Here is a 13,201-nt window from a genome sequence, read left to right on the forward strand (position 1 = left end):
CTAATTTGATTACACAATTAAGACTATTGGCATAATAAGTATTTCCGCAAGCAGTTAAGTTATGTTTAAAACAAACTAATAAAAATGCCGCTCACCTTAAGTGAGCGGCATTTAGCTATCTATCGAACCAAAGTGATTATGGACGAGTCATATCCGATTCTGCACCGTTCGCCAATTTGATTTTAGCGCTAGAAGTCTCTTCAGTCGTAGTATTTTCATACTCGCGTCCCTTAGGTACTGCAACTTGCTCTCTCACTTCAACCACTGGTTTAGTCATGTCAGAGGACACCATAGAGCCAAAACGACTCGCAGCTTTTGGTTTGTTAGCAACAACATCAATCACAGGCTTTGTTGTTACAGTAGATGCAACTTGAGGCGCTAATTGAGGTTTTGCAATGGATGCGGGTTTGGCCGTCGGCGCTGAAGATGTTGCTTTAACTGCTTCTTTTGAAGCAACATTTGATTCCACCGTAGACTCTGTTTGAATCACCGGCTCAACTTGCTTATTTGACTCGGTAGCCATTACGGGGGCTTCGGTTACTGATGCAAAGTTAACGTTCGCTTCAACTGCTTTTGCTTGTGCATTGATTTCAGCAGATTTAGTTTCTACTGGTGACTTAGGTTCTGCTGCCTCAACTTCGCTCTTTTTAGTCGTTTCAACTAGAGTTTCAGTTTTTACTTCAGCAGGGATTTTAGCCATCGGTGCTGCAATTGTTTGAGTGTGCTCGATTTCGGTTGTTACGTTCTGTGTAATAGCGGCTTCTAACTGAGTAGGTACCGCTGCTACCGGTGCTTCAAGACGAACACTAGCGACTTCTCGTGGGTACTCTTGGTCAACACCTAACTCGTCATTAGGAACAAACTGTGCTGGCGTTGATGTACCTTGGTCATCTTCATCACGACGACGGCGCTGACCCGCTGCGCGAAGATGGCGTGGGCTACGACGGCTACGACGTTGACCTTCTCTTGGCTCTTGTTTTGACTGACTGTCAGCATTTTCATCATCAGTGCTTTCAATGTCGTTATCTTTCGATAGTACATCTACTGGCGCGGTGCTTTCTGTTATTTCTGTTGTTGTGACTTCCGCTTCGATAACACCTATGGTTGGTGCTTCTTTAGTGGTAGTTTCGGCAACATTATGCTCTAAAACTTCGTTGTCTAAAGCTTCACTTTCTATCGAGTCTTGAGCCAGTGATGCATCTTTACGAGGCTGGCGACGTGTTCTTGGTGTTCTCGTTTCTGCCGTTGTTTCAGTGATTACCGCAGTTTTCACTTCGATAGTGACAGCGGCAGCATTTACAGCTGCAATCTCTGTCAATACTTCAACAACTTCTTCAGGAGAAATAGGTATCGCATTATCTGGCGTATTATGACCATTATCGATACGTACTTTACGGCGCATATTACGACGTTGACGACGCTCACGAGCAACTTCTTGCTTCGGAGTATCGGTGTCAGTATCAATATCCGCAATAACGTCTTTTGGTGCTTGAACTCGTGGCTTAGATTCCGCTTTTATCGGACGTTTTGTCGCTTCGTCTTTATCTTGAGTAGGGCGTTCTTGTGACGTTGCTATCGCATCCGCAGGTTTTCTTGGATTACGACTACGTGGTTCGCGAGTGCCTTCTTTTGTCTTGTCTGCATCTTGGGCGCTACGTGGGCGTCGAGTGTCATTACGACGATTACGACGGTTTGCGTTAGCTGCGCTGCTATCAGCAGTTTTAGTTTCAGGCGCTTTTACTGGCTCAGCTTTTTCGCTTGGTGCCAACATCGCACTTATCGCACTCACTAGCTTACTGAAAAAACCAGGCTGTGATGGTTGTTCTTTTACCGTTGGCGATGGTGCTTGTTCCACTTTTTGTGGTGCGGCATAACCTTTTAAAGCTGGCGCAGCTGCGGTTGTACGCTCCAATTTGCGGGGCTCATACAACTTAGCTTCTGGCTGCTCAATGCGCTTGTAGCTTGATTCGCTGATTTCATCATCACTACGATGGCGAATAACACGATAATCAGGTGTCATCATGTGTGCATCTGGGATGATATATACTTCAACATTATGACGTTGTTCTGTAATTCGGATAGCTTTACGTTTCTCGTTTAACAAGAACGCTGCTACATCGACAGGCACAACGGCTTCAATTTGTGATGTATTTTCTTTGATTGCTTCTTCTTCCATCAAACGAAGAATCGACAAGGCTAATGATTCAGTACTACGAATAGTGCCTTGGCCATGGCAGCGTGGGCAAATATGTGCAGCTGATTCTTCTAAAGATGGGCGTAAACGCTGGCGTGACATTTCCATCAAACCAAAGCGTGAAATACGGCCTAATTGCACACGAGCACGATCATGATGCACCGCATCACGTAAGCGATTTTCAACTTCGCGTTGATGGCGTACCGGTGTCATGTCGATGAAGTCGATAACGACTAAACCGCCCAAATCGCGTAAACGTAATTGGCGGGCAATTTCATCAGCAGCTTCAAGGTTAGTATTTAGCGCCGTCTCTTCAATATCTCCACCTTTAGTCGCTCTGGCAGAGTTGATATCGATTGAGGTTAAGGCTTCTGTTGGGTCAATTACGATTGATCCGCCAGAAGGTAGACGCACTTCACGTTGGAAGGCCGATTCAATTTGTGATTCGATTTGGAAGTGTGTAAATAATGGCACTTCAGCTTCGTAAAGTTTTACACGCTCAACGAAATCAGGACGAACTAAAGCAATATGTTGCTTAGCTTCTTCGAAAATACGTGGATGGTCGATGAGAATTTCGCCGACATCACGGCGTAAATAGTCACGAATAGCGCGAACAATGACGTTACTTTCTTGGTGAATTAAGAAAGGGGCGCCTTTTACTTGTGCAGCTTCAGTGATCGCAGTCCAGTGGTGCTGTAGAACTTTTAAGTCCCACTTTAATTCTGCAGATTCTTTGCCTACACCAGCAGTGCGGACAATAAGACCCATGCCGGCAGGTACTTCTAAATCGGCCAGTGCTTCTTTTAACTCAGTACGCTCATCACCTTCAATACGACGAGAAATCCCGCCAGCACGTGGGTTGTTTGGCATTAACACTAAATAAGAGCCCGCTAAGCTGATAAAGGTAGTTAATGCTGCACCTTTATTGCCACGTTCTTCTTTATCAATTTGAACAATAACTTCTTGTCCTTCACTGACCACTTCTTTGATATTTGGGCGACCTTGGAAAGAATATCCTTTAGGAAAATATTCTCTGGCAATTTCTTTTAGCGGCAAAAAGCCATGACGATCGGCGCCATAGTCAACGAATGCGGCTTCTAGAGAGGGTTCTACGCGGGTAATTTTACCTTTGTAAATATTTGATTTTTTTTGCTCGTGACCTGGACTTTCAATATCTAGATCATACAGTTGTTGCCCATCAACAAGGGCAACACGCAACTCTTCTGATTGAGTCGCATTGATTAACATACGTTTCATGATGACGTCATTCTTCTTTAAATAGAGGTCATCAAACATCGCGTTTCGCTGCATTACGGGCCTAGCTGTGGTCAACAAAGCCTCACGGCTTGTGGCTAGGCAAGGTGCGCATTACTGTTAGACGCAGTCGCTGCGTGTCGCATCCTATTTATGGCTTATTTTTTAATGATTACAAAAACAAGGAATTCGTTGTAAAACATCAACCAACCCCATAAATTCTTTAGTTTCGTTCCGGTAATGCCCAAGTCGAATCGGTTTGTCTGACGACAAGTTAAAATATGTTTCGAAATCTGGGAGAAAAATTCCAGGAAACCTTATTAATTTAAGGTGATTTTCTCGATTTAATCGTAAAAACGCATTTGTGGTATTTTTACTTAATCTACGACTTGCAAATCAATGAATTGCTATCAAGAAAATATTTTTTTATCCATGAGACTTTCCGCTTGGGAAAGGGAGCTTGTGAACACTTTATCCACGGGTTATCCCTAATCGCAGGTGAAATATAGCAACAATCAAAAAATTCAGCAATGGGAAGGCACAATTCTTCTCAGTTGTTGTACAATGACCGCTGCAATAATTAGATGGCGCATCATGAATATAGAATCCACCCCACAACAGGTTCAGTTGATCACGATTGATGAAGATCACTTCGAACAGCGTATCGATAACTACTTAATGACCAAACTGAAGGGCGTGCCGAAAAGCATGATCTATCGCATTGTCCGCAAGGGCGAGGTTCGAGTTAATAAGAAGCGCATTAAACCTGAGTACAAGTTACAGGTTGGCGATATAGTGCGTATTCCGCCTGTTAGAGTCGCAGAGCCAGACAATCGTACTGCGCCATCGGCCAACTTAAGTAAAGTGTCGCAGCTTGAAGATCGTATCTTGCATGAAGATAATCATCTGATCGTGTTAAATAAACCTGCTGGAATAGCGGTACATGGCGGTAGCGGTGTTGATTACGGCGTGATTGAAGCGCTGCGTTCACTGCGTCCTCAGCAGAAGTTTTTAGAGTTAGTACATCGTCTCGATAAGGATACCTCCGGTGTTTTATTGATCGCTAAAAAGCGAAGCGCGCTCAAACATCTGCATGATCAGCTTAGACATAAAAAGATGCAAAAAGATTATTTAGCCTTAGTGAAAGGTGAATGGTCTGCTCAAGATAAAGCGGTTAAGCAGCCCTTATTAAAAATCACCCTTAAATCTGGTGAGCGTATCGTGCGCGTCAACGCTGAAGGTAAACCGTCAGAAACGCGCTTTAAAATTATGCAGCGTTACCAAGGTTGTACTTTAGTTAAGGCCAGCCCAGTTACGGGCCGTACTCATCAAATTCGTGTGCATTGCCAGTTTGCTGGTCATCCTATCGCCTGTGATGATAAGTATAGCGAGCAAAAGTTTGACGATAGTATGCGTGCGTTAGGTTTAGCGCGACTATTTTTACATGCGGCAGAACTCATGTTTATTCATCCTGAAAATGATGAAGTGATGCGGGTTTCTGCACCTTTAGATCATAATTTGTCACAATTATTGGACAAGTTAAAGCGTGTGTAACAAGTAGGGATAGGATTCAAGGATGAAGATAAAGCAATATGATTTAGTGATTTTTGATTGGGATGGCACGCTGATGGATTCCATCGGTAAAATTATCATCTGCATTGAAAACATGGCTAAAGCATTGCTCCTGCCTATCCCAACTGAAAATGACATTCGTGATGTTATCGGTTTATCTATGACTGAGGCGCTGCGAGTTCTTTTCCCGCAAGGACTCAGTCGAAGTGATTCTTCAGCAGATTTTCTACATCCGTTCTCTAAAAATGAATCTAGCCAAAGGTTAGAGGATGGCTACCTACACATGCGCGCTGAGTTTAAAACACAATATTTACATTTAGACACCACGCCAACGCCGCTCTTTGCACAAGCGCCTGCCTTAATTAGTCACTTGCACACCCAAGGCTATCAATTAGCAGTTGCAACAGGTAAAGCCCGCGCAGGTCTTGAACGCGTTTTTGAACAAAGTGGACTTGGAAAGTACTTTGTTGCGTCACGCTGCGCAGATGAAGTGAACAGTAAACCCCATCCTGAAATGATTTCAAGCTTGCTTTACGAATTGAATATTGCGCCTGAACGAGCTTTGATGGTGGGTGATTCTTTATTGGATCTGACCATGGCGGCCAATGCTGGGATTGATAGCATCGGTGTGACCTATGGTGCCCACAACGCCAAAAAGTTATTGCGGGCAAAACCTATTGCCTTGATTGATTCGCCAGAGCAATTACTGCAACACCTTTAACTATAATTAACTATACTTTTTATGCAGGCGTGATGATAAACGCTATCTTGGTACAACCTTCCTTATTACGGTATATACCTTATCCTTTGGCGGATTAAAGTTTGCGCGCTTTATTTAATAAACAAAGCGCGCTCAGTAAAAGCGATGCTTATCAAACTAAAACCAAAGTGAATTATGCCAAAACATCTATACCTTGGGCTAACAGCATCTCAGTTAATAGTATTAGTGGTAAACCAACCAAGGTATTAGGATCTCGACCTTCGAGCTGCGTAAATAAAGCGATCCCTAAACCTTCACTTTTAAAGCTACCTGCACAGTAATAGGGCTCTTCCTTTTTTACATAAGCCACAATCTGTGCATGGCTGAGTTGCCTGAAATGCACGGTAAAAGGTTCAACTTCGGCGTTCATCATCCCCGTTGCGGCATTATAAAGTGCGAGTCCGGTATAAAAAGTGATGGCTTTACCTGAGGCTTGGGTAAGCTGCGCAACAGCGTTGTCAAAATGATGGGGTTTACCGATAATCTGGCCATCAATAACAGCGACTTGATCAGAACCTATAATCAATCCATCTACAAATTGTGTTGCACCAGCAAATGCCTTTGCTTTGGCGAGTCTAAGGACTAATGCTGGGGCCGATTCATTACTATGTGCTGTTTCGTCGATATCAGGATTACAGCACTCGAAGGCTAAACCGAGTTTTTGTAGTAGCGATTGTCGGTAGATAGACGTCGAAGCTAAGATTAACGGGGGTGGCATAAATGAATTTCCGTAAAAAATTGAGCTATATTGTGACCAATTTGAGCGAGAGTGCACAACTGTTTCGTTTTTTACGCTTTCTTTTCAGCGAATACGGCTAAATGCGGCTATTTTAGACGGCTTATGCTTGTATGCGGCCTCATGCTTGGGTACTATTTCGCCCACGTCAATTTCAATGTTGGGGCTGGAGAAAGGCTTAAGTTGCAAACTGGGACTTAAGTTAGTATTTTTTCTTTGACTCTAGCGTTTCCAAACTATAATATGCGCGCCTTATGCAAACAGTAAAGATACCGGTTTCAATTGATCCATTTCGCGCCGCCACGAGCCGCCAAGTTTATCACGGCACAGTTCCTGGCGTGCAATTGAAAAGATTAACTGAGTTATGTGCCGGCGACTGTTCCGATGTGGCAGTGTCGCTTGAATGTGGTGTAGATTTACAGGGGATAGTCTACCTGAAAGGGAAGGCTGTGACGGAGCTCACTCTAGTATGTCAACGTTGCATGACGCTATTTACCACAGAGGTTACGGTCGAGTTTTGTTTCGGTCCATGCCGGACTAAGGCAGAAATCGATGAGCTCCCGGATGCGTATGACCCAATTGAGTGCAATGAAGTTGGCGAAGTGCGTCTACATCAATTAATCGAAGATGAATTGATAGTCGCTATGCCGATAATCCCAATGCATCAAGAAATTGATTGTAGTGCCGGATCTAAAGACATAGTTGTAGGCGAGATCGAACCCGCTCATGAGGAGCGTCCAAATCCGTTTGCAGTGTTAGAAAAACTGAAGAGCAAGTAATCTAGGAGACAGGCCAATGGCTGTACAACAGAACAAAAAATCACGTTCAAAGCGCGGAATGCGCCGTTCACATGACGCACTGAGCACTGCTCAGCTGTCTGTAGACGCTACCAGTGGTGAAACTCATATGCGTCACAATGTGACTGCAGATGGTTTTTATCGCGGTAAAAAGGTAATCAACAAGTAATTTGTTGGTTTCCTAATGACGAATCTGGCGCTTGCGTTAGATGTAATGGGGGGCGATTATGGCCCCCACGTCACAGTGCCTGCAGCCTTGCGGGCACTACAATTACATTCTTTTCTAAAAATCTTTTTGGTCGGTGACAAGACTGAAATTGATGTCTATTTACACCAAGCTGAAGCGAGTTTACTTTCACGTATAGAAATCATTCATACCGATGAAGTCGTGAGTATGTCTGATAGACCTGTACATGCATTACGCACACGTAAAAACAGCTCAATGCGCTTAGCAATTGAATTAGTGCGTGATGAACGTGCGCAAGCATGTGTGAGTGCTGGTAACACCGGTGCACTAATGGCGATGGCAAAAGTATTGCTCAAAACCTTGCCAGGCGTTGATCGACCCGCATTAGTCAGCTGCTTACCTGCGGTGACTCAAAAACCAGTTTATTTACTGGATTTGGGCGCTAATGTTTCCTGTGATTCAGAAACCTTATTTCAATTTGCCGTGATGGGTTCTGTTTTGTGCGAAACGATTGATAAAAAATCTCGGCCAAAAGTTGCTTTGCTCAATGTGGGCATTGAAGAAATTAAAGGTAACGATCAGGTTCAGCAAGCTGCACAATTGCTACAACAGACAGAGCAAATCAATTACACCGGTTTTATTGAAGGTAATGAAATCTACTCTGGAAATGTGGATGTGATTGTTTGTGATGGCTTTGTGGGCAACATCACGCTAAAAACCTCAGAAGGTATTGCCAAGTTATTGGTACATCAGTTAAAACGGGGATTAACCCAAGGTTTATTTGTTCGTTTTCTGGCTAAACTTATCGCCCCACGTATTCAAGCGGTGCTGAGCCAGATGAACCCCGACCACTATAACGGCGCAAGTCTGATAGGATTGCGAGGAATAGTGGTAAAAAGCCATGGAAACGCTGACGAAACTGCCTATCTACAAGCAATCAACTTGGCAGTAACGGAAGCTCAACGTCGACTCCCTGAAATGATAAAAGATCGTTTGGAGTCGATTCTTTTAGATATAAATAACTGATCCCTCCTTATGCATACAAAAATTCTCGGAACTGGTAGTTATCTACCCGTGCAGGTACGCAGCAATCAAGATTTGGAAAAGATGGTAGAAACCACTGACCAATGGATTGTGGAACGTACAGGTATATCAGAACGTCGTATTGCGGCCTTCGATGAAACCGTTTCAACTATGGGCTACCAAGCTGCACTCAAAGCGCTGGAAATGGCTGGCATAGAAGCATCAGATTTAGACATGATAGTTTGCGGCACCACCAGTGCTCCCAATGCTTTTCCGGCTGCCGCCTGTGAAATCCAAGCTATGCTTGGCGTGCATACCATTCCAGCATTCGACATCGCAGCGGCTTGTTCTGGCTTTGTTTATGCTTTATCTGTTGCCGACCAATTTGTAAAAACGGGCGCCGCTAAAAAAGTATTAGTAATTGGGGCCGATGTGCTGTCTCGTTTATGTGAGCCAGAAGATCGCTCAACGATTATTTTGTTTGGTGATGGTGCTGGCGCCGTTGTGATTGGTGCATCTGAAACGCCAGGGATAATTTCGACTCATATCTATGCCGATGGTCGCCAAGGCGATTTATTGAAATGCGCTTTCCCACCACGGCAAGGCGAAACCTCTGAAGCGGTCGGTTTTATGACCATGAAGGGTAATGATGTCTTTAAAGTGGCTGTAACTCAATTGTCCCATGTTGTGACTGAGACGCTGCGTATCAACAATATTGATAAGTCAGAAATTGATTGGTTGGTACCGCATCAAGCTAATTTCCGTATTATCAATGCTACCGCCAAAAAACTCGATATGAGTCTCGATAAAGTGGTCTTAACCTTAGCTAAACATGGTAATACCTCAGCTGCATCTGTGCCTATCGCGTTAGATGAAGCAGTACGTGATGGCCGCATTCAACGTGGACAACTACTGCTGCTAGAGGCCTTCGGTGCAGGGTTTGCGTGGGGTAGTGCGCTCATTCGTTTCTAAGTTCTACATGTGTTTTTCACATGATTTTTCAATAAATTAAGTTAGCCATAGGTAATTTGAATATGGAAAATGTTGCTTTTGTATTTCCAGGTCAAGGTTCACAAGCCCTAGGCATGTTAGCCGAGCTTGCACAATCACACGCAGTAGTAGGGCAGACCTTTGCCGAGGCGAGTGACGTCTTAGGTTATGATCTGTGGGCATTGGTTCAGCAAGGTCCTGTTGAAAGCTTAAATGAAACAGATAAAACCCAACCCGCCCTATTAGCGGCAAGTGTTGCTATTTGGCGTGCCTATGTAGCTTCAGGCAAGCCTATGCCAGCCATGTTAGCTGGCCATAGTCTAGGCGAATACTCTGCTTTAGTGTGCGCGGGTGTGATAGGTTTTAAAGACGCGATAAAGTTAGTGGAACTTCGTGGTCAATTGATGCAGCAAGCGGTTCCTGCTGGCACAGGCGCCATGTATGCCATTATCGGTTTAGATAATGACACAATTGCCAAGACTTGCGTTGAAGCGGCTCAAGGTGAAGTGGTGAGCCCAGTTAACTTCAATAGTCCTGGCCAAGTGGTTATAGCGGGACAAAAAGAGGCGGTTGAGCGCGCGGCATTGGCTTGTAAAGCAGCAGGCGCCAAAATGGCGGTAGCATTACCTGTCAGTGTGCCATCGCATTGTGCGCTAATGAAACCTGCCGCAGATAAACTCGCAATTGCATTGAACGATATCAAGTTTAATGCACCTAATATCGTTGTTATTAATAACGTCGATGTAGCCTCTCCCGCAGCGGCGGATGAAATTAAAGATGCCTTAGTGCGTCAGTTATATTGTCCTGTGCGTTGGAGTGAGACCGTTGAACTAATGGCTCAGAAAGGCATTACACACTTGATAGAATGCGGCCCGGGTAAAGTATTAACAGGCTTAACAAAACGAATTAATAAATCACTTTCAGCCCAAGCGGTTAATGACGTTGCTTCATTAGTAGCATTAACTGAGTAAGGAGTTTGTATGAGTTTTAATCTGAATTTAGCGGGTAAAGTGGCTTTGGTAACTGGCGCGAGCCGTGGTATTGGCCGTGCGATTGCTGAGACGCTTGTCGAAGCGGGTGCTGTGGTCATTGGCACTGCCACCAGTGATAAAGGCGCTGCGGCCATTCAAGAATATCTGGGTGACAAAGGTTTTGGTTTAGTGCTTAATGTCACAGATAGTGAATCTGTTACCAATTTATTCGCATCGATTAAAGAAAAAGTAGGTGATGTTGATATTCTAGTTAACAATGCGGGTATTACTCGTGATAATCTGCTGATGCGGATGAAAGATGATGAATGGCAAGATACTATCGACACTAATCTGACATCATTATTTAGACTATCAAAACCTGTGATGCGTACCATGATGAAAAAGCGTTTTGGCCGAATCATCAATATTGGTTCAGTGGTAGGTACCATGGGCAATGCAGGTCAAGTTAACTACTCGGCAGCAAAGGCGGGTTTGATTGGGTTTACAAAATCTCTTGCAAGAGAGGTTGCATCTCGTCAAATTACCGTTAATGCTATCGCTCCTGGATTTATTCAGACCGATATGACAGATGAGCTGACCGAAGATCAGCAAAAAGCTATTATGTCACAGGTTCCGATGGAACGATTAGGGCAAGCGCAAGAAATTGCTAACGCTGTGCTCTTTTTGGCCTCGGACTCAGCTGCTTACATCACAGGCGAAACATTGCATGTGAATGGCGGCATGTACATGGTTTAAGGGCGAATGGCAGGGATTCTGTCGTAACTGAGTAGTGATCTGTATCAATTGATGGTGAAATTTCGTGGTTAGACCACGAAAACTAAGCTTGCATTGTCAGCCAAATCTAATAAACTACTCGCAATCTTACGCAAGTGCGTAATTTGAATAGGAAAGAAACTAATGAGCAACATCGAAGAACGTGTAAAGAAAATCATTGTAGAGCAACTGGGCGTTAAAGAAGAAGACGTTAAGCCAGCGGCATCTTTCGTTGACGATCTGGGTGCAGATTCTCTGGACACTGTTGAGTTGGTTATGGCTCTAGAAGAAGAGTTTGATACCGAGATCCCTGATGAAGAAGCTGAAAAGATCACTACTGTTCAAGCAGCGATCGACTACGTTTCTAAGAATCAGTAATTCTGAATTATTGAAGACAGGCGGCATTTTTGCCGCCTGTTTTTGTTTTAGCCCCGTCAAATTCTGCTTCAGTACTACTCAATCATCTCTGGATCGTATTTTATTCTGTTATCCACGGGATGCTCGCCGCAGATTGGCGACTTCTTTCTTAAATAAATCGTTACGAAAGAATTGTCTAATGATAGAAAACCGTGTTTATCTATCAAAACTAACAAATTTAGCATTTAAAGGTGACTGCCGTGTCTAAACGTCGTGTAGTGGTAACCGGTTTGGGGTTAGTAACTCCAGTGGGTAATACTGTGGATACTACTTGGAAAGCCTTGCTTTCTGGTAAAAGTGGTATTGCACCAATAACCAAATTTGATGCCAGTGAATTTTCTACCCGTTTCAGTGGTTCAGTAAAAGATTTTGATATTGAACAATATGTCACGAAAAAAGAGGCCCGCAAGATGGATCTCTTTATTCAATATGGTATGGCGGCAGGCATTCAAGCTATCCACGACTCAGGTCTGGATATGAGCAAAGAAAATCCCGGTCGAGTCGGCACCGCTATTGGCTCAGGTATGGGCGGAATGTGGCTGATTGAGCAAGGCCACAGTGCGCTCATCAATGGCGGCCCACGTAAAGTTTCTCCTTTTTTCGTGCCGAGTACCATTATCAATATGATTTCGGGTAACTTGTCGATCATGTTTGGTATGCAAGGACCTAACTTTGCTGTCACCACCGCTTGTACTACGGGTGTGCACAATATTGGCTTTGCAGCGCGCACGATTGCCTATGGTGATGCAGATGTTATGGTCGCTGGCGGCGCCGAAGATGTCACCTCTCCTTTGGGCGTAGCAGGTTTTAGCGCGGCGAAAGCATTATCTACTCGCAACGACGATCCAATGGCAGCAAGTCGGCCATGGGATAAAGACCGTGATGGTTTTGTTATAGGCGATGGTGCTGGCGTGATGGTGCTTGAAGAATATGAACATGCAAAAGCGCGCGGAGCGACCATTTACGGCGAGTTAGTCGGCTTTGGTATGAGTGGTGATGCTTTTCACATGACATCGCCTCCAAGCGATGGTGCTGGTGCGGCGGCTGCGATGGTCAATGCTATTAGTGACGCTAAGTTATCACTTGAACAAATCGGTTATATCAATGCCCACGGTACATCGACTCCTGCGGGAGATAAAGCCGAAGTTGCAGCAGTTAAATCCGTGTTTGGCAACCAAGCTAGTAGAGTATTAGTGAGTTCAACTAAATCGATGACGGGTCACCTATTAGGTGCTGCTGGTGCAGTTGAGGCTATTTTTACCTTACTCGCACTACGCGATCAAATTGTGCCGCCAACTATCAACTTAGATAATCCTGATGAAGGTTGTGACTTAGATTTTGTTGCTCATACTGCCCGTGATGTGAAGATGGATTATGCACTGTGCAACTCGTTTGGCTTTGGTGGAACTAACGGTTCATTGTTGTTTAAAAAAGCCTAACTATATGACCGTGAAGAAATGCGCCTAAGGGCGCATTTTTTATGGGGGAAATTAATAAGCTATATTTATAAGGTTGATTTTTAACAA

12 protein-coding genes are annotated in these 13,201 nt (G+C 44.2%); 10 read left to right on the plus strand and 2 right to left on the minus strand.

All coding sequences use genetic code 11. From position 1 onward, the window contains the following. Positions 1-136 precede the first annotated feature (136 nt). Positions 137-3,505, minus strand: coding sequence for a ribonuclease E (gene rne, locus BW947_RS08295; RefSeq protein WP_076498368.1), 3,369 nt, complete (start codon positions 3,503-3,505; stop codon positions 137-139). Positions 3,506-4,042: 537 nt separating this feature from the next. Here rne and rluC point away from each other — a divergent pair. Beyond that, positions 4,043-5,002 (plus strand): 23S rRNA pseudouridine(955/2504/2580) synthase RluC, encoded by a 960-nt coding sequence (gene rluC, locus BW947_RS08300; RefSeq protein ID WP_076498371.1) that lies wholly within the window; start codon positions 4,043-4,045, stop codon positions 5,000-5,002. A gap of 22 nt (positions 5,003-5,024) precedes the next feature. Further along, on the plus strand, positions 5,025-5,741 hold the full coding sequence (locus BW947_RS08305) for an HAD family hydrolase (protein ID WP_076498374.1): 717 nt from the start codon (positions 5,025-5,027) through the stop codon (positions 5,739-5,741). 172 nt (positions 5,742-5,913) lie between these two features. Here BW947_RS08305 and BW947_RS08310 read toward each other — a convergent pair whose 3' ends face one another. After that, complete coding sequence (locus BW947_RS08310; protein ID WP_076498377.1) at positions 5,914-6,498, minus strand: Maf family protein; 585 nt, start codon at positions 6,496-6,498, stop codon at positions 5,914-5,916. Between the two features lie 272 nt (positions 6,499-6,770). Between BW947_RS08310 and yceD the strand changes: the two genes are divergently transcribed. The 8 genes from yceD (at position 6,771) to fabF (ending at position 13,114) form a co-directional block, all read left to right on the plus strand. Beyond that, positions 6,771-7,295, plus strand: a complete 525-nt coding sequence (gene yceD, locus BW947_RS08315) for a 23S rRNA accumulation protein YceD (protein ID WP_076498380.1) — start codon at positions 6,771-6,773, stop codon at positions 7,293-7,295. Between the two features lie 16 nt (positions 7,296-7,311). Then, the gene (gene rpmF / locus BW947_RS08320) at positions 7,312-7,482 is read left to right on the plus strand and encodes a 50S ribosomal protein L32 (RefSeq protein WP_076498383.1); all 171 of its coding nucleotides are present in this window, start codon (positions 7,312-7,314) and stop codon (positions 7,480-7,482) included. A 15-nt stretch (positions 7,483-7,497) separates the two neighbouring features. After that, positions 7,498-8,526 (plus strand): phosphate acyltransferase PlsX, encoded by a 1,029-nt coding sequence (gene plsX / locus BW947_RS08325; RefSeq protein ID WP_076498386.1) that lies wholly within the window; start codon positions 7,498-7,500, stop codon positions 8,524-8,526. A gap of 9 nt (positions 8,527-8,535) precedes the next feature. Further along, positions 8,536-9,495 (plus strand): beta-ketoacyl-ACP synthase III, encoded by a 960-nt coding sequence (locus BW947_RS08330; protein ID WP_006081228.1) that lies wholly within the window; start codon positions 8,536-8,538, stop codon positions 9,493-9,495. A gap of 62 nt (positions 9,496-9,557) precedes the next feature. Beyond that, a complete protein-coding gene (gene fabD / locus BW947_RS08335; protein ID WP_076498388.1) occupies positions 9,558-10,484 on the plus strand; it encodes an ACP S-malonyltransferase in 927 nt (308 codons plus the stop codon). A gap of 9 nt (positions 10,485-10,493) precedes the next feature. Beyond that, positions 10,494-11,240, plus strand: a complete 747-nt coding sequence (gene fabG, locus BW947_RS08340) for a 3-oxoacyl-ACP reductase FabG (protein ID WP_076498390.1) — start codon at positions 10,494-10,496, stop codon at positions 11,238-11,240. A 162-nt stretch (positions 11,241-11,402) separates the two neighbouring features. Then, entirely contained in the window at positions 11,403-11,636 is a 234-nt protein-coding gene (gene acpP, locus BW947_RS08345; RefSeq protein WP_006081231.1) for an acyl carrier protein, read from the plus strand. 239 nt (positions 11,637-11,875) lie between these two features. Beyond that, positions 11,876-13,114 (plus strand): beta-ketoacyl-ACP synthase II, encoded by a 1,239-nt coding sequence (fabF, locus tag BW947_RS08350; RefSeq protein ID WP_076498392.1) that lies wholly within the window; start codon positions 11,876-11,878, stop codon positions 13,112-13,114. The last annotated feature ends 87 nt before the right edge of the window (positions 13,115-13,201 follow it).

Origin of the sequence: Shewanella morhuae, assembly GCF_900156405.1 — a bacterium.
In the GTDB taxonomy this organism is placed as follows: domain Bacteria; phylum Pseudomonadota; class Gammaproteobacteria; order Enterobacterales; family Shewanellaceae; genus Shewanella; species Shewanella morhuae.